Source organism: Variovorax atrisoli, from assembly GCF_014195185.1.
GTDB lineage: Bacteria > Pseudomonadota > Gammaproteobacteria > Burkholderiales > Burkholderiaceae_C > Variovorax > Variovorax atrisoli.
In genome coordinates, this window is the sequence record NZ_JACIBG010000005.1 from 290,143 (window position 1) to 309,664 (window position 19,522).

Sequence of the window (19,522 nt, forward strand, 5' to 3'; positions counted from 1 at the left end):
TGCATTCAGCGGCATGGGCGCCGAGGCCATAGGATCAGGGCTTCCGAAATCACCGCCTCCCGCCCATGTTCATCGTCACCCTCACCTACATCCGTCCGCTCGAGGAAGTCGACGCGCTGATGGATGCGCACATGGTCTGGCTCAAGAAGCACTACGAAAGCGGGCTTTTCGTGGCCTCGGGCCGGCAGGTGCCGCGCCAGGGTGGGGTGATCCTCGCGCGCTCGGGCGACCGCGAGGGCCTGGAGGCGGTGCTGGCGCGCGACCCCTTCGTGCAGGGCGGGGTGGCGCGCACCGACGTCATCGAGTTCGTGCCGCGCATGACGGCGCCGGGCGTCGAGATCCTCAAGAACTTCTAGCGCGCCGCGGCCGCATCCGCCGGCAGTTCCTCGCGCCCGCCCGGATGCCGGGCGAAGCGCGGCGCGTCGTGGCCGTGCACCGGCGCGGGGTCTTCCCAGGGCCAGCCGCCGAACTGCGTGCGGCGGTAGTCGGCCATGGTCTGGCTGATCTCGGCCTGCGTGTTCATCACGAAGGGGCCGTACTGGACCACCGGCTCGGCGATCGGACGGCCCTGCAGCACCAGGAACTCCGCGGCGTCGGCGTCGCCGTTGGCGATCTCGACGTCCACGCCCGCGCGCAGTTCGATGGCGACCGGCCCCCGCACCTGCTCGCCGCCCACCCGCGCGGCCGACCCCTTGAAGAAGTACAGCATGCGCCGCGTGCCCTCGCCGGTGGCGGCGGGCAGCGTCCATTGGGCGCCGGGCGTCATCTTCAGCGTCCAGATCGCCACGTCGGCATCGGCCTGCGCGGCCCACGAATCGGGCGGGGGCGCCAGCGGCTGGATCGGTGCCCGGCCGTTGGAAGGGTCGTCGCCGAGCCGGCCCGCGATCACCGCGACCTCGGTGCGGCCGCCCTTCGCGTCGTCGGAGACGAAGCGCGGAATGGCCTCCGACCAGAACATCGTGAAGTGCGGCTCGGCCATCTTGTTCTTCGCCGGCAGGTTGAGCCAGATCTGGAACAGCTCCAGCGGGTTGGCGGAGTCGGCCTCGAGCAGCGGGAACATCTCGGAATGCACGATGCCCTTGCCGGCCGTGAGCCACTGCACGTCGCCGCCGCCGAAGCGCGCGGTGGCGCCCAGCGAGTCGGAGTGGTCGACCAGGCCCTTGCGCACGATGGTCACGGTCTCGAAGCCGCGGTGCGGGTGCGAGGGAAAGCCCGGCACCGTCTCGCCGTGGTACATGCTCCAGCCGTCCTTGCGGCTGAAGTCCTGGCCGATCTGGCGGCCGGCCAGCGAGGCCTCGGGGCCCATGCGGCCGTTGGCCTTCGGGTAGGCGTCGTCGTGGTAGACGCAGAAGAGGAACGGGTCGATCGTCTGCCAGGGAAAGCCCAGGGGCTTCACCTGCAGGACGGGGCTCCTGTCGTCGTTGTTCTTGTCGTCGGGCATGCGGATATTCCTTTCCTTGGGGCGCGCGGCCGATGATGCCGTGCCGGTGGGTGGAATATCGGGCCGCCGGCGCCTTTCGCCAGAGGCCTTCCGTGCAACAGTGAAGAGCGCGTATGGAACGATCGGCATCGTTCGGGTCCTCGGCGGCGGCGGCGCTGCCTCAGGGGTTCTGGTGCGTCACGGCGGCGTTCGGGTCCATGTAGACCAGCTCCCACAGGTGGCCGTCGAGGTCCTGGAAGCCGTGGCCGTACATGAAGCCGTAGTCCTTCGGCTCGGTCGGCGTGGTGCCGCCGGCCGCCTTGGCCTTGGCCACCAGTTCGTCGACCTCGGCGCGGCTCTCGCACGAGAGGCACAGCAGCACTTCGGTGCTCTTGGCGGTGTCGGCGATGCTCTTGGTGGTGAAGGTCTTGAAGAACTCCTCGACCAGCAGCATGACGTGGATGCTGTCCTTCTGGACGACCATGCACGCGGCATTGGCGTCGGTGAACTGCTCGTTGAAGGTGTAGCCCAGCGCGGCGAAGAACGCCTTGGTCTTGTCGAGGTTCTTGACGGGGAGGTTCACGAAGATCTGCTTGGTGGCCATGGTGTCGTCCTGTCGATGAAAAGAGGTTTGTGAGGGTGTTGTCCGGCGTTTTGTGTACGCCGTCCACAAACGATAGCAAATCAAATGGACGGCGTCCACATATTTTTTCGAGGCTGCCGATCCCGACGATGCGGCCGCGATTGCAAGGGGCGAAACGGACCGGGCATCATGGCTGCCATCATGGAAATCGAGTTCAAGTTCTGCATCCCCGCCAGCCGCCTGAAGGCCGTCGAAGCCGCCCTCAGGCGCGGCACTGTCGCCCGCACCCGCCTGCAGGCCCGCTATTTCGACACCGCCGACCAGCGCCTGGCCGCCGACGGCGTGGTGCTGCGGCTGCGCAAGGAGGGGCCTCGCTGGGTGCAGACCGTGAAGGCCACCGGCGACAACGCCCTGCATCGGCTGGAGCACAACGTCGACCTCGGCACTGCAGCGCCGGCGCCGCAGATGGATCCGCAGCGCCACCAGGGCACGCCCGTGGGCGAACGGCTCGCGAAGCTGCTCGCCGACGGCAGCCCGCTGGTCGAGCGGCAATCGACCGACATCGTGCGGCTCACCCGCGACGTCCGCGTCACCGGCTCCGCCGGCGCGGTGATCGAGATGGCGCTGGACGTCGGCAAGGTCGTCGCCCACGCCGGCACGCCCGAGCAGCGCGAATCGCCGGTGTGCGAACTGGAGCTCGAACTCAAGCGCGGCGACGTGCAGGGCCTGGTCTCGCTCGCGCGGCGCTGGTCGCAGCAGCATGGGCTGTGGTTCAGCACCGTGTCGAAGGCCGAGCGCGGCGCGCGGCTGCTTGCGGCGCAGGAAACGGTGGAAGCCGTGAAGGCCGAGCCGCCGCGCTTCGCCGACCAGCATCCGGACGGCCCGGCCATCCGGCAGGCCGTGGTCGCGTCTTGCCTCGCGCAGATGCTGCCGAACGCGAGCGAGATCGCCGCGGGCAGCGCCGACGAGGAGCAGATCCACCAGCTGCGCATCGGCATCCGCCGCCTGCGCACGGCGCTGCGTGAGCTCGCCGATCTAGACCCCGCCTCGGGTGCCGCCCAGGCCGCGGAATGGGAGTCCCCGCTCGTAGACGCCTTCCGCGCCCTCGGCGCACTGCGCGACCGCGAACAGGTCGTGAAGTTGGCGCAGCCCCGCCTGCGCGAAGCCGGTGCGCCGGACTTCGACCCGCTGGCCGCCGACGGTGGAGCCGCAGCCGATGCGCCCTCGCCCGGCGACATCGTTCGCTCCCCGGCCTTCCAGAACGTGCTCGTTTCGCTGATCGGCTTCACCGCGGCGAAGCCGGCCGAACCCGAACCCGCGCCCGCCGCGGAAGGCGACCCGCCATCAGCAACGGTCGGCGCCAACGACGCCCACCGCCTGCTGCGAAAGCGCCTGCAGCGCCTCCACAAGCAGGTGCTGCGCGACGGCGAACGCTTCGAATCGCTGGACACCGAAAGCCAGCACCGCGTGCGAAAGCGCCTCAAGCGTTTGCGCTACCTCGCCGAGTTCGTGGCGCCGCTGTTCGATGAAAAGGAAGAAGGCGCCGACACCTATCTGAAGGCCCTGCGCCCCGCGCAGGACGCATTGGGCGAATTCAACGACGAGGCCGTCGCGCTCGCGCTGTACCGCGAGGCCGCCGCCCGCGATGCGCGCGCATGGTTCGCCGTAGGGTGGTTCACCGCGCGGCGCGAGGCCGGGGCGAAGGCCTGCCGCAAGGCGCTCGCGAAGATCGAGGATGCGGCGAGGTTCTGGAAGAAGAGCTAGTCGCGGGGCTACGCAGCCCGTTCAGTGATGGTGCCCGTGTGCCCCATGAACATGCCGGTGCTCGATCTCCACCGGCTGCGCCGCGCGCACGTCCGTCACCTGCAGGCTGAACTTCAGCGCCTTGCCGGCCCAGGGGTGGTTGCCGTCGAGCAGCACGACCGGGCCCTTGATCTTCATCACGGTGAAGACGTGCTCGCGGCCGTCGTCGAGCCGGCCCTGCAGCTGGCCGCCGACCTTCACGCCGGGCGGGAAGTCGGTCTTGGGAATGGAGCGCACCAGCGACTCGTCGCGCTCGCCGAAGGCGTCTTCGGGGGCGAGGTTCAGCACGGTCTGGTAGCCCTTTTCCTTGCCGTTGAGCGCTTCCTCGATCTTCGGCAGGGTGTTCTCATAGCCGCCATGCAGGTAGGCCATCGGCTCTGGGCTCGCCTCGATGAGCTTGCCCTGTGCGTCGGAGACCTTGTACTTGATGGTGACGACGGTGTCTTTTGCGATTTTCATGGGCTCGCATTCTCGGCCGAAACCCGAAGGCGCACGCAGCCGGGCCTTTCCCGGGGATCGCGGTGGCTGCCCGGTTACTTGAGCACGTCCATCTGGTCGAGCTTGCCCATCACCAGCTCGATGAAGGCCGACACCGCCAGCGGCAGGTGCTTGCGGCTCGGATAGACGACGTTGAGCCCGCGCCCGGTGTATTCGTACTGCGGCAGCACGCGCACCAGCTCGCCGGCCTGCTCGTCGCGCGTGGCCATCGCGGGCGGCAGCTGGGCGATGCCCAGGCCGGCCAGGGCCGCCCTGCGCAGCGCCTGGGCGGTGTTGCCAGTGAAGCGGCCGGCGACCTGCACTTCCTCTTCCACGCCGTCGGGGCCGGTGAGGCGCCAGGTGGTGTGGCCGGTGGGGGTCGAGGGGGTCACGCAGTCGTGCCGGGCCAGCTCCTGCAGGCTCTTCGGCTCGCCGCGCCGGGCGATGTAGGCGGGGCTCGCCAGCAGGCCGGCGCTGCGGGTGACCAGCCGCCGGCCGACGTAGCCCGAGTCGCGCAGCACGCCGCCGCGGAAGGCCACGTCGATGCGCTCGGCGATCAGGTCGGCGGCTGCGTCGCTGAGCACGAAATCGAGCTTGACCAGCGGATGCGCGGCCAGGAAGTCGGCCACCCATTCCATCGGGAAGAAATCGAAGAAATCCGCCGGCGCGGCCACGCGCACCAGGCCGCTGGGCTCCTGGCCGCCGGCCGCCAGCGCCTGCCCGGCGGCGGCCAGGCCGTCGATCAGCCCGGCGCAGCGGTCGTGGAAATCCTGTCCGGCGCTGGTCAGCGTGAGCTTGCGCGTGGAGCGCTGCATCAGCCGGGCGCCCAGCTGCGATTCGAGCTGCTGGATGCGCCGGCTCACGGTGTTCGGCGGCAGGCCCAGCCGCCTGCCTGCCTCGGCGAAGCTGCCGTGGCGCACCACCTGGACGAAGACGGCGGCGTCGTTGAGGTCGAACATGGCGGGCTGATTCCTTCAATTCATGGACGAGTGCAATCCGACTCTACCGCCTAGTCGATTAATGGGTGCATGCCTAACCTTGTGCCCATGACTACTTCATCCCTTATCTCCCCCACTCGGCGCCGCATTGTCTGGGGCGTGCGCGTCCTGCTGGCGCTGGCTTTCGGCGCCGCGGGCGCTGCCAAGCTGGCCGGTGCGCAGCAGATGGTCCAGGTGTTCGACGCCATCGGCTTCGGCCAGTGGTTCCGCTACCTGACGGGGCTGGTCGAGGTCGGCGGCGCGGTGCTGCTGCTCGTGCCCGCTACCGGCTTCCTCGGCGGCCTGCTGCTGTTCGCGACCATGGTGTGCGCCGTCGCCACGCACCTGCTGCTGATCGGCGGCAACCCCGCGCCGGCCGTGGTGCTGGCGCTGTTGTCGGGCTTCGTCGCCTGGCGGCTGCGGCCGCAGTCCGGGTCCGTCGCCGCGGCGGCCTGATTTCCTTTTTCTCTCTTTCTTCCAACCTCTTTCGGAGTACCCCATGACCCAGCAGCAACCCCGCATCGGCATCATCCTCGGCTCCACCCGCGAAGGCCGCTTCGGCGAGAAGCCCGCGCAGTGGATCCACGAGATCGCGAAGCAGCGCACCGACCTCGCCTTCGAACTGGTCGACCTGCGCGACCACCCGCTGCCCCTTTTCGACGAAGCCGGCGCGCCGGCCTGGGACCCGGTGAAGAACGAGGCCGCGCAGCGCTGGCAGGCGAAGCTGGCCGGCTTCGACGGCCTGATCGTCGTCACGCCCGAATACAACCACGGCCCCACGGCGGTGCTGAAGAACGCGATCGACTGGGCCTACAAGGAGTTCATCCGCAAGCCGATCGGCTTCGTGGGCTACGGCGGCGTGGGCGCGGCGCGCGCCATCGAGCAGCTGCGGCTGGTGGCGGTCGAGATGCAGATGGCGCCGGTGCGCCACGCGGTGCACATCGGCATGGTCGAGTTCCTCGGCATCTGGCAGCAGGGCAAGAGCTTCACCGACTTCCCGCACCTCGCGCAGGCGGCCACCGCGCTGCTCGACGACATCGCGTGGTGGACCAAGGCGCTGAAGAGCGCGAGGGAGGCCGCATGATGAGCACGGCCATCGAAGCAGGCGCCCGCGCCATCGTCTACCGCACGCGCGGTTCGCGCCACGGCGGGATCACGCGGCTGATGAGCCCCGGCGACCTGGGCGAATTCCTCAAGCCCTTCGTGTTCCTCGACCTCTTCGGCTTCGACGTGACCGGCGGCCACAAGGGCTTCGGCCTGCATCCGCACTCGGGCATCGCGACGCTGACCTGGCTGATGGAAGGCGACACCCAGTACGAGGACACCACCGGCGAGCAGGGCACGCTGCGCGGCGGCGGCGTCGAATGGATGCGCGCCGGCAACGGCGTGTGGCACACCGGTGCGCCCGCGCCGGGCGTGGAGCGCGTGAGCGGCTTCCAGCTGTGGGTGGCGCTGCCGCCTTCGGAAGAGAACGGGCCCGCGCAGAGCATGTACCTCGCGCCCTCGCAGGTGCCGGCGCAAGGCCCGGCGCGCGTGCTGCTCGGGCGCTATGGCGCGGCGCAGAGCCCCATCGCCGCGCCCTCGCCGATGAACTACCTGGCCGTGAAGCTGAAGGACGGCGAACGCTGGACCTACCTGCCGCCGGCCGGCCACACGGTGGGCTGGATCGCCGTCAGCGCGGGCGCGCTCGAAGCGGGCCGAGACACCGGCGGCACCGGCGGCCCTGTCGCCGCGGGCGAGCTCGCGGTGTTCGAGGAATCGGGCGCGGCCATCGACTTCGTGGCGCACGGCGACACGGCCTTCGTGCTGGGCTCGGCGGCGAAGCATCCGCACGAGCTGGTGATGGGCTACTACTCGGTGCACACCAGCAAGGCCGCGCTCGAGCAGGGCGAGGCCGAAATCCGGCGCATCGGCGCGCGGCTGAGGCAGGAAGGGCGCATCGCGTAGCCGGGCCGGCAGATGATCCGGCGTGCGCGCGGCGGGCTGCTGCGCCAGAATCGTTCGCTTCACCCCCAACGTCGAACGACCCGGCCGGCTTCGCAGCCGGCAGCAGCCCCGCCATGAACATCGCCGATTCCTTCATCACCAACGCCGCCCGCTTCGTCGAGATCCGGCGCGACATCCACGCCCACCCCGAGCTCGGCTTCGAGGAGCACCGCACCTCCGACAAGGTCGCGAAGCTGCTCGCCGAGTGGGGCATCGAGGTGCACCGCGGCATCGCGGGCACGGGGCTCGTCGGCGTGCTGCGCAAGGGCACGGGCAGCCGCACCATCGGCCTGCGCGCCGACATGGACGCGCTGCCGCTGCACGAGGCCAACGAGTTCGCGCACAAGTCGACGCACCCCGGCCGCATGCACGCCTGCGGCCACGACGGCCACACCACCATGCTGCTGGCCGCCGCCTGGCACTTGGCGCAGCAGGGGCCCGACGACTTCGACGGCACGGTGAATTTCATCTTCCAGCCCGCCGAGGAGATGGGCAAGGCCGGCGCCAAAAAGATGATCGACGAGGGCCTGTTCGAGCGCTTCCCCTGCGACGCCGTCTTCGGCCTGCACAACTTCCCGGTGGGCGACGTGGGCCGCTTCGCGCTCAACGAAGGCGCGCTGATGGCCTCGAGCAACACCTACATGATCACCGTGCGCGGACGCGGCACGCACGCCTCGATGCCGCACACCGGCATCGACCCGGTGGCGGCGGTGGTCACGCTCGCGCAGCAGCTGCAGACCATCGTGGCGCGCACCATCCCGAGCACCGAACGCGCGCTGCTCGCGGTCACGCAGCTGCAGGGCTCCGACGCACCGAACGTGATTCCCGACGTCGCCACCGTCGGCGGCACCATCCGCACCTTCTCGATCGACGCCATCGACAAGCTCGAGGCCCGCCTGCGCGAAGTCGCCGCCGGTGTGGCGGCCGCGCACGGCTGCACGGCCGAGGTCTTCTTCAAGCGCTCGTCGCCGCCGACCGTGAACCACCCGGCCGAGGCGCGCTTCGCGGCCGGCGTGATGCGCGAAGTGGTGGGCGACGACATGGTCACCGACGACTTCCCCGCCGTGATGGGCGCCGAAGACTTCGCCCACATGCTGCTCGCGCGGCCCGGCTGCTACGCCTTCCTGGGCAACGGCGACGGCGACCACCGGCTCGACGGCCACGGGCCCGGCCCTTGCATCATCCACAACACCTCGTTCGACTTCAACGACGAGATCATCCCGATCGGCGCCAGCTACTTCGTGAAGCTGGTGCAGCGCTGGCTGCCGGCGGCGCGCGCCTGAAGTTGTTTCCCTACTGCTGACCGATGACCAAGAAAGTGGCCACACAGATGACCCCCACTCGATTCACCCGACGTTCATTCAACGCGATTGCCGCCGCGGCGGCGCTTTGCGGCATCGCTGCGGCGCACGCGCAGCAGCGCGTGATCCACATCGTCGTGCCCTTCGGCACCGGCGCGGTGCAGGACACGGTGGCGCGCGCCTTCAACAACGAACTGGGCGCCGCGCTGAACGCCAGCGCCATCGTCGAGAACCGCGCGGGCGCAGGCGGCACCGTGGGCGCGGCGATCGTGGCGCGCGCGCCGGCCGACGGCAACACGCTGGTCCTCGCCGCGGCGAGCCACAACATCGCGGGCTTCCTCTACAGCAAGCTCAGCTACGACCCGCTGAAGGACTTCGTCGGCGTCGCCAACGTCGGCAACGCGGGCTACGTGCTCGCGGTGTCCAGCGGCATGGGCGTGTCGAGCACGGCCGACTTCATCAAGGAGGTCAAGGCCAATCCCGGCAAGTACAACTACGCCTCCGCCGGCAACGGCAGTGCCACGCACCTGGCGATGGCCTCCTTCCTCGCGAAGGCGGGCCTGCAGATGACGCACATCCCGACCAAGTCGACCGGCGAGGCCGTCAACGAGGTGCTCGCGGGCCGCGTGCAGGCGGTGATCTCGTCGAGCATCGGCGTGATGGGCTTCCAGGAGGACGCGCGCATGAAGCTGCTGGCCTCCACCGGCCAGTCGCGCAGCCCCTTCCTGCCCAAGCTGCCGACCGTGGCCGAGAGCGGCCTGCCCGGCTACGCCTTCGATTCGTGGATCGGCCTGCTCGCGCCGGCCGGCACGCCCAAGGCCGAGGTCGAACGCCTGAACGCCGTGACCAACAAGGTGCTGGCCGACCCGGTGATCCAGGAACGCTTCAAGCGCCTGGGCGTGGAGCCGCGCAGCCAGAGCGCGGAGGAGTTCCAGAAGCTGCTGCGCGCAGACTGGGATGCGATGGGGGCGGTGGTGAAGGCGTCGGGGGCGAAGGTCGACTGAGGTCAGTGAATTACAAGCCTGAGCCGATATAAAGTAAAAATAAGCTAAGACAGATATTTTGACAAAACAAGACAGGGCCGATATTCTGAAACCTCAATGGAATATCCCCTGCGCTTCGTCGATCAGCTGCGGCCGCATCTCAAGGCCCTGCGCAAGCAGCGCGGCCTGACGCAGGCGCAGGCCGGCGCTCTCATCGGCGTCAGCCAGGCCCGCATCGCCGAAATCGAGGCGAACCCCGGCGCTGTCAGCTTCGAGCAGCTGATGAAGCTCCTGTCGGCGCTGGGCGCATCCTTCTGTCTGCGCGAGGAAGCAGCGCCGAATCCCGTGCCCGTGGCAGCGGAAGAGCCCGCGCCGTACGACGCCGTGAAGCTTCCCCCCGGCCCATGGACCGCCACGCCGATGAGCGACCAGTCGGTGCTGGTGCGCCTGGAAGCGGAATCGCCCGGTGCGCCGGGCGAATCGCTTCGCGCACTCCAGGCACTGAATCCCGGCAAGGACGTCAAGCCCACCTCGCGCCGGAACTTCGTCGTCCGGCCCAAGAGGGAGTCGTGGTGACGCAGGCCCTCGACGCCTGGATGAACGGAGAGCGCGTAGGCACCTGGATAGTCGAACGCGGCACCCATTCCTTCCGCTACGACCCGGCCTGGTCTGAATCGCCGCGGCGGCGATCGCTGTCGCTGTCGATCCCGCTGAACAGCGCGCTCGAGGTTCGCGGCGAAGTGGTCCGCAACTACTTCGACAACCTGCTGCCCGACAACGACAGGATTCGCGCGCGCCTGCGCAACCGTTTCCGGCTCAGGGACGCCACGACCTTCGGCCTGCTCGAAGCCATCGGCCGCGACTGTGTCGGCGCCGTTCAACTCGTGCCGGAGGGCGCTGCGCCGCAGGGCTGGAACTCCGTCGACTGCGAGCCGCTGGACGAGGCGCAGATCGCCGAATTGCTGCAGGCGGTGCCATCCGAAGACGTGCCGCAAGGCATGCGCGACGAAGACCTGTTGCGCATCTCGCTGGCCGGTGCGCAGGAAAAGACGGCGCTGACCCGCTGGAATGGCGAATGGTGCCGGCCGCACGGCGCCACGCCAACCACGCACATCGTCAAGCTGCCGCTCGGGCTGATCGGCGGCTCCAGGCGTGTCGACGCCTCCGACTCGGTGCAGAACGAATGGCTGTGCGCGCAGATCGTGCTGGCCCTCGGCCTGCCGGTGGCGCCAAGCACCGTGGCCACCTTCGGCGGGCAGACGGTGCTGATCGTGGAGCGCTTCGATCGCGAGTGGATGGACGACAGCACCTGGATCGCACGCCTGCCGCAGGAAGACTTCTGCCAGGCCCTGGGCCTGCCGTCCGAAAGGAAGTACGAGCAGCACGGCGGACCCGGCATGTCGAAGTGCCTGCAGCTTCTCCAGGGCAGCAGGAGCGTGTACGACGGCGCGCGCTTCCTGCTTGCGCAGTTGGCCTTCTTTCTGCTCGCGGCCACCGACGGGCATGCCAAGAACTTCTCGATCCATCTCCAGCGTGGCGACGCCTACGAGATGACGCCGCTGTACGACGTCATCTCGATGTGGCCGTATTTCGGCGATGGCGCCAATCAATTCCAGCAGCGCAGGGCGGGCCTGGCAATGGCGATCCGTTCAAGGAATGCGCACTACGTGTTCCAGACCATCCAGGCCCGCCATTGGCATGGCCTGGCAATGAAGAACGGCGGCATCGACGTGTGGAACGCGATGCTCGACCTGGTGACGTCGGTGGACGCCGCGCTGGGCGAGGTCGAGGCGCTGCTGCCGCCGGACTTTCCCGCGCGGACCTGGGAGGCCATCTCGCAAGGCATGCGAGGCGAGGCGAAGCGATTCCTCGCGGGCGCCGACATCGCCTCGTAGGACGCCGCCGGGCCGACATCGAACCGGCTTGCGCCGGATGCCGCTCAGGACTCCGAAGTGAACCCGATCTGCTTCACCAGCGGCCCCCAGCGCTCGTACTCGGCCTTCTGGTCGGCCGCCATGTCCTGCGCCGTGGTGCCGTTCGCGACCAGTCCGACCAGGGCCAGCGCGTCGACCACGGCCTTGTCCTTCAGCGCCTGGGTGATGGCGGCGTTGGCGGCAGCGATGGTGGCGGCGGGTGTCCTGGCCGGTGCGTAGAAGCCGAACCATTCCTCGGAGGTCACGTCGGGGTAGCCCAGCTCAGTGAAGGTCGGCACGTCGGGCAGGAAGGGCGAGCGCTTCTTGCCGGAGGTGGCCAGCACGCGGATGCGGCCGGCCTTCACGTACTGAAGGTAGTCGCCGCTGGGGTTCATGGCTGCCGCGATCTGGCCGCCCACCAGGTCGGTGATGCTGGGCACGGTGCCGCGGTAGGGCACGTGCTTGAGGTCGACGCCCGCGCGCATGCCCAGCAGCGCGCCCAGCAGGTGCGGCATGGAGCCGGCGCCTGGCGATCCGTAGCTGGCCTTCTCGGGATGGGCCTTGGCCCAGGCCAGGAAGTCCTTGAGGGTCTTCACTTCCGCCGGTACCGAGGGCCCAACGGCCAGGCCGTGGAACATCACCGCGCCGATGGACACGGCGGTCACGTCCTCGGGCTTGTACGAGAGCTTCGGATAGATGTACGGATACACCGACAGCGCCGACACGGGCGCCAGCGCCAGCACCGAGCCGTCGGCCGGCGCTGCCTTGAGCGTCTCCAGCGCGATCCGCCCGCCCGCACCGGGCTTGTTCTCCACGTAGCCCGGGTTCCTGCTGTAGGGCGTGCCGCCGAGTTTCTCGGCGACGCGGCGCGCCACGCTGTCGCCGGCGCTGCCGGCGGGAAAGCCGTAGATGACCTTCACCTGCTCCAGGGCCTGGGCGAGGGCGGCGAAGGGCGTCAGTGCGCCGGTGGCGGCGGCGCCTGCCATGGCGTTGAGGAAGTGGCGTCGTTGCATCTTCTGTGTCTCCTTGGGTGTGTGTATGGGTGGGATGCGGGTGGAAAGCGAGTGGCCGCGCGGCATCAGGCCGCCGCGCGCTTGCCTGCGTAGTCGACGAAGAAGGCGAGGCTGCGCGGGTTCTGCATGCTGTCGGGGCTCGCCACCTTCTCGGCCGGCGTGCCCAGCAGCAGCTTGCGCAGGGGCACTTCCATCTTCTTGCCGCTGAGCGTGCGCGGAATCTCGTCCACCTGCACGACGTCGTCGGGCACGTGGCGCGCCGACGCCTTGGTGCGGATGGCGGCGCGGATGCGCTCGACGAGGGCCGCATCGAGCGCCATGCCCGGCTGCAGCACGACGAACAGGGGCATGAACGAGGGACGGCCCAGGTATTCGAGATCGACCACGAGGCTGTCGCGCACCTCGGGCAGCTGCTCGACCACGCGGTAGATCTCGGCGGTGCCCATGCGGATGCCGAAGCGATTGATGGTGCTGTCGGAGCGCCCGTAGATCACTGCGCTGCGCCGCGGCGTGAAGCGAATCCAGTCGCCGTGCCGCCAGACATGGGGGAAGGTCTCGAAGTAGCTTTCGCGGTAGCGCCGGTTCCCGGGATCGTTCCAGAAGTACAGCGGCATCGAGGGCATCGGCTTCGTGATGACCAGCTCGCCCACCTCGTCGACCACCGGCCGGCCGGCATCGTCGAATGCGTAGGCCGCCACGCCGAGTTCGGGGCACTGGATCTCTCCGGCGTGCACCGGCAGGCTGGGCGCGCAGGCAACGAAGCCCGAGGCGATGTCGGTGCCGCCGCTGATCGAGGCCAGCCAAAGGTCGGACTTGACGGCGTCGTAGACCCAGAGATAGGCCTCCACCGGCAGCGGCGAGCCGGTCGCGTTGATGGCGCGCAGCCGGTCGAGGTCCGCGATGTCGCGCGGGCGCAGCCCGTCCTTCATGCAGTTGGCCAGGTAGGCCGCGCCGCAGCCGAACAGCGTGACGCCCTGCTCGCCGATGAAGCGCCACAGCGCGCCGGCGTCAGGCCAGGCGGGGTTGCCGTCGAAAAGCACGATGCTCGCGCCGGTCAGGAGCGCGCCCACCTGCAGGTTCCACACGATCCAGCCGGTGCTGCCGAGGAACAGCAGCCGGTCGCCCGCGCGCAGGTCGTGCTGCAGCGCCATGGTCTTCAGGTGCGTGAGCACGATGCCGCCGTGGCCGTGCACCATCGCCTTGGGCAGGCCGGTGGTGCCGGACGAATAGACGATCCACAGCGGGTGGTCGAAAGGCAGGCGCTCGTAGCGCGGCGGCGCGTCCTCGCGCAGCGCATCGGCCCAGTCGACGCGGTCGCGCCAGTCGGGTGCCGGGGCCTCGTCGCCCGGGCCCGGCACGTGGATCACGCGTTTCACGCTGGGCAGTTCGGCCAGCAGCTCCTTCACCTGGGCGCTGCGGTCGTGGCGCTTGCCGTTGTAGCGGTAGCCGTCGGTCGCCAGCAGCAGGCAGGGCTCGATCTGGCGCAGCCGGTCGAGGACCACGCCCGGGCCCATGTCCGGCGCGCAGCTCGACCAGATGGCGCCGATGCTGGCGCAGGCCAGGAAGGCGACGACGGTCTCCGGCCAGTTGGGCAGGTAGCCGGCCACCCGGTCGCCTGGGCCGATGCCCCATGCGCGCAGCCGGCCGGCCAGCGCGGCGGTGTCGCGCTCGAGCTCAGCCCACGACATGGTGCGCAGCGGCGCGTCTTCCCTGCGCGCGACGATCGCGGGGCTCGCCGGGTCGTTGCCCACCCTGCGGAACACGTTCTCGGCGTAGTTCAGCCGCGTGCCGGGAAACCACTGCGCCCCGGGCATCTCGCGCTGCGCGAGCACCGGATGCGTGTCGCCCTCGCCCACGACGCCGAAGTACTCCCAGATCGACTGCCAGAAGGGCTCCAGCGAGTCCACGGACCACTGCCAGAGCTGCTCGTAGCCGCCCGCCGGCACGCCGTGGCGTTCGTCCAGCCACTGCTGGTAGGCATGGAGCCCGCTGGCGCGGACCTGTTCGGCCGAGGGTGTCCACAGCAGCTGGCCGTGGGCGTCGGAAGGGGGCGAATCGTGCATCGTGTAGCGGGCATCCAGAAGCCGCCCGGCGGGCGGTTCGGGCCGGATTGTTCGGGCGATGCGGCGGCGATACTGTTGGAAATGAGACATTTGAATTAAGGGTTTGCCCGTTGGAAAAGAAGCCACACGAGCCGTCGCAGGGGCCGTCGCACGATCCGCCGGCCGTGCCTCATCGGCGAGCAGCGGAGCCCCTTCCTTCGCGGCGTGCGAAGGCCGACGAACCCGCGGGCCTGGGCATCGACGAGCTGCTGCGCCTGTCGCCGTGGAGCGCGGCCCTGCCCGCGCCGCTGCGCAAGCAGGTGATGGAGCGCATGCGCGAGCACCGGGTGTCGAAGGGCCAGCTGCTGGCGCGGCGCGGCGAGATTCCGTCGACCTGGTTCGGGCTGATGGAGGGGCTGCTCAAGACCTCGGTGCTCGCCGCCGACGGCCGCAGCTCCACGCTCGGCGGCATCCTGCCGGGCTGCTGGTTCGGCGAGGGCGCACTGCTGCGCGGCAAGCCCCGCCACGCCGACTACGTGGCGCTGCGCGACAGCCGCGTGGCGCTGCTGCCGCTGGACGATTTCGCCCGCCTGCTGCAGGAGCACCCGGCGTTCAAGGACTTCATCTACGCGCAGATCAACGAGCGCCTGCATTACTTCATGGACCACGTGGGCGACGTGCGGCTGATGCGCGGCCCCGCGCGCGTGGCGAACGCGCTGTGCGGGCTGGCCCATCCGCTGAACAACCCGCTCGGGCTGATCCACCTGCCCATCGCGCAGGACGAACTGGCCGCCATCGCCGGCGTCTCGCGCCAGCGCTGCAACCTCGCGCTGCAGCACATGCAGGCCGAAGGCTGGCTGCACGTCGGCTACGGGCAGCTGACCCTGCTCGCGCTGGAGCCGATCGCGGACATGGCCCGGGCGGGCTGATCCCCTGCGGCGGCGCCTCCGGCGCGAAATCGCCTTGTAGGACGCCGGCGGATTGAACTTCCCGCCCCTCGAAGCCATGCTTTGGCGGTGCCCCGCGCGCCGTGCGCCGGGGCGGAAAGGAAATCTCATGAACTCGACATCGCCCCTCGAACAGCCTGCCACCGTGCACGCGGGCAGATCGCCCAAGGTGCTCTGGGCCGTGATCGGCGTGCTGGCCATCGCGGTCGCGGCGCTGGGCGGGGTGCTGCTGCACAGGCAGGGGCAGGAAACCGCGGCGCCCGCCTCCGCGCCCCTGGCCGCCGCTTCGACCGCCCCGGCGCCCGACGACTTCAAGCCCGAGGCCATGCCGCCCGCGCCTGCCATGCCGCCGCCTGCGGTCGCTCCAGCCTCTCCCGCCCCTCAGGCAATGGCTGCCGCACCGCAGTCAGCGCCCGCTCCTGCAAATTCGACTGCCGTTGCTGCAGCCGAACCCGCGCCTCCCACGCGTGCCGCGCCGCCGTGCGCGGTCTGTGGCCGCGTCGAATCGGTCCGGCCGGTGCAGCGCCAGCAGAAGACCACCGGCGTGGGCGCCGTAGCGGGCGGCGTGGTCGGCGGCCTCGTCGGCAACCAGTTCGGCCACGGCAACGGTCGCGTCGCCACCACGGTGCTGGGCGCGGTCGGCGGCGGCTTCGCGGGCAATGCCATCGAGAAGCACGTGCGCACCGTCACCGTCTACGAGGTGGGCGTGCGCATGGACGACGGCAGGCTGCGCACCGTCGAGACGAAGACCGCGCCGCCGATCGGCAAGCAGGTCACGCTCCAGCGCGGCGTGCTGCGACCGGCCGACGGCCACAAGTAGGCGGGCGAGCCACCTGCACGGCAGGGCCGCTCGCCCTGCGCCGCCGCTTCCGTATCACAGAAGAACACGCTGCAAAAGAGCGCTTGCCCCAAAAGTATCTTGACCGTATATCCTTAATATATTTAGAGTCCGGTGTCTTCCACCGCACATCCGAAGGAGCGATCAAGTGAGCAATCCCCGCTGGCAAGGCGTCTTTCCCGCCGTCACCACCAAGTTCCACGCCGACGAGAGCATCGACGCCGAGGGCACCGCCCGGCACATCGACTTCCAGATCCGCAACGGCATCCACGGCCTCGTCACCTGCGGCTCGCTCGGCGAGGCCAGCACGCTGACGCTGGAGGAGAAGCTGCAGGTCGCCAAGATCGCGCTCGAAGCCGCCGACGGCCGCATCCCGGTGCTGGCCAACGTGTCGGAGACCAGCACCCGCGAGGCGCTGCGCTACGTCGATGGCGCCAACAGGCTCGGCGTGGCCGGCTTCATGGTGATGCCCTCGGTGATCTACGTGGCCGACGCGCGCGAGGCCATGCTCAACGTGCGCACCATCGCCAATGCGGCGCAGAAGCCCATCATGGTCTACAACAACCCGGTGGCCTACCGCGTCGACCTGAAGCCCGCGCACATGGTCGAGCTGGCCGACTGCGAATGGATCGCCGCCATCAAGGAAAGCACCGACGACATCCGCCGCATCACCGACCTGCGCAACACCGTGGGCGACCGCTACCAGCTGTTCCTCGGCGTCGACGACCTCGCCTACGAAGGCCTGGCGCTGGGCTGCGACGGCCTGCTCGCCGGCGTGGGCTGCGCCTTCCCGCGCGAGACGGTGGCGCTCTACGACCTGATGAAGGCCGGCAATTTCGCCGAGGCGCTCAAGCTCTACCAGTGGATGACGCCGATGCTGCACCTCGACGTGTCGACCAAGCTCGTGCAGAACCTCAAGCTCATCGACGCGATCGTGGGCGTGGGCACCGAGCACATGCGCCGCCCGCGCCTGCCGCTGGTCGGCGCCGAGCGCGAGTTCGTCGAAGGCATCGTGAAGAAGGCGCTCGCGACGAGGCCTGTTCAATACCAGTCGGTCATGCAATAAACCGACGGCGCGCCGGCACCGGCTTACCGGTCGGCTGCCGGCCGCGTGTTTTTCATCGTCCCCAACCCAGCAGGAAGAAGCATGAAGACAAAAGCAAGCATGGTTTCGTTTCTCGGTCTCGCGGCCCTGGCCCTCGCCGGCCAGGCGCACGCGCAGGAGCAGGTGGTCAAGATCGGCCACAGCGGTCCTCTCTCGGGCCCCAATGCCTTCGCGGGCAAGGACAATGAAAACGGCGTGCGCCTCGCCATCGAGGAGCTCAACGCGAAGAAGCTCGTCGTCGGCGGCAAGACGCTGAAGTTCGAGCTGGTCTCCGAAGACGACCAGTGCGACGCCAAGACCGGTGTGAGCGTGGCGCAGAAGTTCGTGGACGACGGCGTCAAGTACGTCATGGGCCCGTACTGCTCGGGCGTGGCCATCCCGGCCTCGCGCATCTACGCCGACGGCGGCACCATGGTCTCCACCGTGGGCACCAACCCGAAGGTCACGCAGGGCGGCTACAAGAACCTCTACCGCATCATCGCGAGCGACAACCAGATCGGCGGCGCCATGGCCGTGTACGCGGCCAAGGAGATGAAGGTCAAGAAGGTCGGCGTGATCGACGACCGCACCGCCTTCGGCCAGGGCCTCGCCGAGGAATTCACCAAGGAGGCGAAGAAGCAGGGCCTCACCGTGGTCGGCCAGGAGTTCACCACCGACAAGGCCGTGGACTTCACCGCCATCCTCACCAACATGAAGGCCAAGGCGCCCGAGGCCATCTTCTTCGGCGGCTACGCGCCTCAGGCCGCGCCCATGGCGCGCCAGATGAAGCAGCTCGCGGTGCCCGGCAAGCTGCTGGGCGGCGACACCGTCTGCAGCCCCGCCACCGGCAAGCTCGGCGGCGACGCGGTCAACGACCTGGTGTTCTGCGCGCAGGGCGGCTCCATCCTCGAGAAGGCGCAGAGCGGACCGGCCTTCAAGGAGAAGTTCAAGAAGCGCTTCAACATCGATCCCGATGCGTACGCCGCCTCGTACTACGACCAGGTGCTCTTCATCGGCGAGTCGATGAAGAAGGCCAACTCCATCGATCCCGACAAGGTCGGCGCCGAGCTCTACAAGGCCACCTACAAGGGCGTGGCCGCCACCTACGCCTACGACGACAAGGGCAACATGAAGCAGGCGCCGATCACGGTGTTCACCTTCAAGAACGCGGCCCCGGTGCCCATCGCGAGCTACTGAGACGAAGCGAAGAACATGCATCGCATCCAGGTCATCGACTCACACACGGGCGGCGAGCCCACGCGCCTGGTAATCGGGGGCTTCCCCGATCCGGGCAAGGGCAGCATGGCCGAGCGCCGCGCGCTGCTGGCCGAGCGGCACGACAAGTGGCGCGCCGCCGCCGTGCTGGAGCCGCGCGGCAGCGACGTGGTGGTGGGGGCGCTGCTGTGCGAGCCAGTCTCGGCCGATGCGGTCGCGGGCGTCGTCTTCTTCAACAACGCCGGCTATCTCGGCATGTGCGGCCACGGCACCATCGGGCTGGTCGCTAGCCTCGCGCACATGGGACGCATCGGCGTGGGCGAGCACCGCATCGAGACGCCCGTGGGCACCGTGACCACCACGCTGCACGAAGACGGCTCGGTGAGCGTGCGCAACGTGCCCGCCTACCGGCACCTGCGGCAGGCGGCGGTCGAGCTGCCCGGCCACGGCATCGTGCGCGGCGACGTGGCCTGGGGCGGCAACTGGTTCTTCCTCGTGAGCGAGCACGGCCAGCGCGTGGCGAGCGACAACCTCGCCGCGCTCACCGACTACACCGCCGCATTGCGCAAGGCCCTTACGGCGCAGGGCATCACCGGTGCCGACGACGCGGAGATCGACCACATCGAGCTCTTCGCCGACGACAGCGAAGGCGCCGACAGCCGCAACTTCGTGCTGTGCCCGGGCAACGCCTACGACCGCTCGCCCTGCGGCACCGGCACCAGCGCCAAGATCGCCTGCCTCGCGGCCGACGGCAAGCTCGCGCCGGGCGAGGTTTGGAAGCAGGCCAGCGTGATCGGCAGCGTCTTCGAGGCCAGCTACGCGCTCGACGGCGACGGCCGCGTCATTCCCACGCTGCGCGGCCGCGCGCACATCAGCGCAGAGGCCACGCTGCTGATCGACGACGCCGATCCCTTCGGCTGGGGCATCCGGCTCTGACCAC

General features: G+C 69.3%; 20 protein-coding genes. 14 read left to right on the plus strand and 6 right to left on the minus strand.

The annotated features are described in order from the left end of the window. The first annotated feature begins 65 nt into the window (after positions 1-65). Positions 66-356, plus strand: coding sequence for a YciI family protein (locus tag FHY06_RS19145; RefSeq protein ID WP_019653753.1), 291 nt, complete (start codon positions 66-68; stop codon positions 354-356). Here the strand turns inward: FHY06_RS19145 and FHY06_RS19150 are convergent. Both FHY06_RS19150 and FHY06_RS19155 read right to left on the minus strand, forming a co-directional pair. Further along, a complete protein-coding gene (locus FHY06_RS19150; protein WP_126183646.1) occupies positions 353-1,441 on the minus strand; it encodes a pirin family protein in 1,089 nt (362 codons plus the stop codon). The two genes, FHY06_RS19145 and FHY06_RS19150, sit on opposite strands and share 4 nt — an antisense overlap. A gap of 160 nt (positions 1,442-1,601) precedes the next feature. Then, a complete protein-coding gene (locus tag FHY06_RS19155; protein WP_019653755.1) occupies positions 1,602-2,024 on the minus strand; it encodes a VOC family protein in 423 nt (140 codons plus the stop codon). A 168-nt stretch (positions 2,025-2,192) separates the two neighbouring features. Between FHY06_RS19155 and FHY06_RS19160 the strand changes: the two genes are divergently transcribed. Next, on the plus strand, positions 2,193-3,767 hold the full coding sequence (locus FHY06_RS19160; protein WP_260310529.1) for a CYTH and CHAD domain-containing protein: 1,575 nt from the start codon (positions 2,193-2,195) through the stop codon (positions 3,765-3,767). Between the two features lie 21 nt (positions 3,768-3,788). On the opposite strand, the gene FHY06_RS19165 is transcribed toward FHY06_RS19160, so the two are convergent. Both FHY06_RS19165 and FHY06_RS19170 read right to left on the minus strand, forming a co-directional pair. After that, complete coding sequence (locus FHY06_RS19165) at positions 3,789-4,265, minus strand: FKBP-type peptidyl-prolyl cis-trans isomerase (RefSeq protein ID WP_184606049.1); 477 nt, start codon at positions 4,263-4,265, stop codon at positions 3,789-3,791. A gap of 74 nt (positions 4,266-4,339) precedes the next feature. Continuing rightward, a complete protein-coding gene (locus FHY06_RS19170; RefSeq protein WP_184606050.1) occupies positions 4,340-5,242 on the minus strand; it encodes a LysR family transcriptional regulator in 903 nt (300 codons plus the stop codon). A gap of 87 nt (positions 5,243-5,329) precedes the next feature. Between FHY06_RS19170 and FHY06_RS19175 the strand changes: the two genes are divergently transcribed. From FHY06_RS19175 to FHY06_RS19205, 7 genes are all read left to right on the plus strand, one after another. After that, the gene (locus FHY06_RS19175) at positions 5,330-5,716 is read left to right on the plus strand and encodes a DoxX family protein (RefSeq protein WP_184606051.1); all 387 of its coding nucleotides are present in this window, start codon (positions 5,330-5,332) and stop codon (positions 5,714-5,716) included. 43 nt (positions 5,717-5,759) lie between these two features. Beyond that, on the plus strand, positions 5,760-6,344 hold the full coding sequence (locus tag FHY06_RS19180; RefSeq protein ID WP_184606052.1) for an NADPH-dependent FMN reductase: 585 nt from the start codon (positions 5,760-5,762) through the stop codon (positions 6,342-6,344). Beyond that, positions 6,341-7,207, plus strand: a complete 867-nt coding sequence (locus tag FHY06_RS19185) for a pirin family protein (protein ID WP_409327458.1) — start codon at positions 6,341-6,343, stop codon at positions 7,205-7,207. The genes FHY06_RS19180 and FHY06_RS19185 overlap by 4 nt, the downstream gene beginning before the upstream one ends. A gap of 113 nt (positions 7,208-7,320) precedes the next feature. Further along, the gene (locus FHY06_RS19190; RefSeq protein ID WP_019653763.1) at positions 7,321-8,529 is read left to right on the plus strand and encodes a M20 aminoacylase family protein; all 1,209 of its coding nucleotides are present in this window, start codon (positions 7,321-7,323) and stop codon (positions 8,527-8,529) included. Positions 8,530-8,552: 23 nt separating this feature from the next. Further along, positions 8,553-9,551, plus strand: a complete 999-nt coding sequence (locus FHY06_RS19195; RefSeq protein ID WP_354414687.1) for a tripartite tricarboxylate transporter substrate-binding protein — start codon at positions 8,553-8,555, stop codon at positions 9,549-9,551. Positions 9,552-9,647: 96 nt separating this feature from the next. After that, positions 9,648-10,106 carry a type II toxin-antitoxin system RelB family anti-toxin gene (locus FHY06_RS19200; protein ID WP_126183654.1) on the plus strand — a complete coding sequence of 153 codons (459 nt, stop codon included), beginning with the start codon at positions 9,648-9,650 and terminating at the stop codon, positions 10,104-10,106. After that, positions 10,100-11,425, plus strand: coding sequence for a HipA domain-containing protein (locus tag FHY06_RS19205; protein WP_409327459.1), 1,326 nt, complete (start codon positions 10,100-10,102; stop codon positions 11,423-11,425). Before FHY06_RS19200 ends, FHY06_RS19205 begins: the two co-directional genes overlap by 7 nt. A 44-nt stretch (positions 11,426-11,469) precedes the next feature. Here the strand turns inward: FHY06_RS19205 and FHY06_RS19210 are convergent, their stop codons facing one another. Together FHY06_RS19210 and FHY06_RS19215 are read right to left on the minus strand one after the other, a co-directional pair. Beyond that, positions 11,470-12,456 (minus strand): tripartite tricarboxylate transporter substrate-binding protein, encoded by a 987-nt coding sequence (locus FHY06_RS19210; protein WP_019653773.1) that lies wholly within the window; start codon positions 12,454-12,456, stop codon positions 11,470-11,472. A gap of 65 nt (positions 12,457-12,521) precedes the next feature. Beyond that, positions 12,522-14,519, minus strand: coding sequence for an acetoacetate--CoA ligase (locus tag FHY06_RS19215; RefSeq protein WP_184606054.1), 1,998 nt, complete (start codon positions 14,517-14,519; stop codon positions 12,522-12,524). Between the two features lie 110 nt (positions 14,520-14,629). Here FHY06_RS19215 and FHY06_RS19220 point away from each other — a divergent pair, with 110 nt between their 5' ends. The 5 genes from FHY06_RS19220 (at position 14,630) to FHY06_RS19240 (ending at position 19,518) form a co-directional block, all read left to right on the plus strand. Then, positions 14,630-15,427: a Crp/Fnr family transcriptional regulator gene (locus tag FHY06_RS19220; protein WP_260310530.1), complete on the plus strand. Its 798-nt coding sequence runs from the start codon at positions 14,630-14,632 to the stop codon at positions 15,425-15,427. A 127-nt stretch (positions 15,428-15,554) separates the two neighbouring features. Further along, positions 15,555-16,265 carry an outer membrane lipoprotein gene (locus tag FHY06_RS19225; RefSeq protein ID WP_184606055.1) on the plus strand — a complete coding sequence of 237 codons (711 nt, stop codon included), beginning with the start codon at positions 15,555-15,557 and terminating at the stop codon, positions 16,263-16,265. 166 nt (positions 16,266-16,431) lie between these two features. Then, the gene (locus FHY06_RS19230; protein WP_184606056.1) at positions 16,432-17,349 is read left to right on the plus strand and encodes a dihydrodipicolinate synthase family protein; all 918 of its coding nucleotides are present in this window, start codon (positions 16,432-16,434) and stop codon (positions 17,347-17,349) included. An 81-nt stretch (positions 17,350-17,430) separates the two neighbouring features. After that, positions 17,431-18,564, plus strand: a complete 1,134-nt coding sequence (locus FHY06_RS19235) for a branched-chain amino acid ABC transporter substrate-binding protein (RefSeq protein ID WP_019653778.1) — start codon at positions 17,431-17,433, stop codon at positions 18,562-18,564. A gap of 15 nt (positions 18,565-18,579) precedes the next feature. Continuing rightward, on the plus strand, positions 18,580-19,518 hold the full coding sequence (locus FHY06_RS19240) for a 4-hydroxyproline epimerase (protein WP_184606057.1): 939 nt from the start codon (positions 18,580-18,582) through the stop codon (positions 19,516-19,518). Positions 19,519-19,522 lie beyond the last annotated feature (4 nt).

Coding starts and splice junctions, on each gene's coding strand:
- FHY06_RS19145 (WP_019653753.1), top strand. CDS start 66: ATGTTCATCGTCACCCTCACCTACATCCGTCCGCTCGAGGAAGTCGAC.
- FHY06_RS19150 (WP_126183646.1), bottom strand. CDS start 1,441: ATGCCCGACGACAAGAACAACGACGACAGGAGCCCCGTCCTGCAGGTG.
- FHY06_RS19155 (WP_019653755.1), bottom strand. CDS start 2,024: ATGGCCACCAAGCAGATCTTCGTGAACCTCCCCGTCAAGAACCTCGAC.
- FHY06_RS19160 (WP_260310529.1), top strand. CDS start 2,193: ATGGCTGCCATCATGGAAATCGAGTTCAAGTTCTGCATCCCCGCCAGC.
- FHY06_RS19165 (WP_184606049.1), bottom strand. CDS start 4,265: ATGAAAATCGCAAAAGACACCGTCGTCACCATCAAGTACAAGGTCTCC.
- FHY06_RS19170 (WP_184606050.1), bottom strand. CDS start 5,242: ATGTTCGACCTCAACGACGCCGCCGTCTTCGTCCAGGTGGTGCGCCAC.
- FHY06_RS19175 (WP_184606051.1), top strand. CDS start 5,330: ATGACTACTTCATCCCTTATCTCCCCCACTCGGCGCCGCATTGTCTGG.
- FHY06_RS19180 (WP_184606052.1), top strand. CDS start 5,760: ATGACCCAGCAGCAACCCCGCATCGGCATCATCCTCGGCTCCACCCGC.
- FHY06_RS19185 (WP_409327458.1), top strand. CDS start 6,341: ATGATGAGCACGGCCATCGAAGCAGGCGCCCGCGCCATCGTCTACCGC.
- FHY06_RS19190 (WP_019653763.1), top strand. CDS start 7,321: ATGAACATCGCCGATTCCTTCATCACCAACGCCGCCCGCTTCGTCGAG.
- FHY06_RS19195 (WP_354414687.1), top strand. CDS start 8,553: ATGACCAAGAAAGTGGCCACACAGATGACCCCCACTCGATTCACCCGA.
- FHY06_RS19200 (WP_126183654.1), top strand. CDS start 9,648: ATGGAATATCCCCTGCGCTTCGTCGATCAGCTGCGGCCGCATCTCAAG.
- FHY06_RS19210 (WP_019653773.1), bottom strand. CDS start 12,456: ATGCAACGACGCCACTTCCTCAACGCCATGGCAGGCGCCGCCGCCACC.
- FHY06_RS19215 (WP_184606054.1), bottom strand. CDS start 14,519: ATGCACGATTCGCCCCCTTCCGACGCCCACGGCCAGCTGCTGTGGACA.
- FHY06_RS19225 (WP_184606055.1), top strand. CDS start 15,555: ATGAACTCGACATCGCCCCTCGAACAGCCTGCCACCGTGCACGCGGGC.
- FHY06_RS19235 (WP_019653778.1), top strand. CDS start 17,431: ATGAAGACAAAAGCAAGCATGGTTTCGTTTCTCGGTCTCGCGGCCCTG.
- FHY06_RS19240 (WP_184606057.1), top strand. CDS start 18,580: ATGCATCGCATCCAGGTCATCGACTCACACACGGGCGGCGAGCCCACG.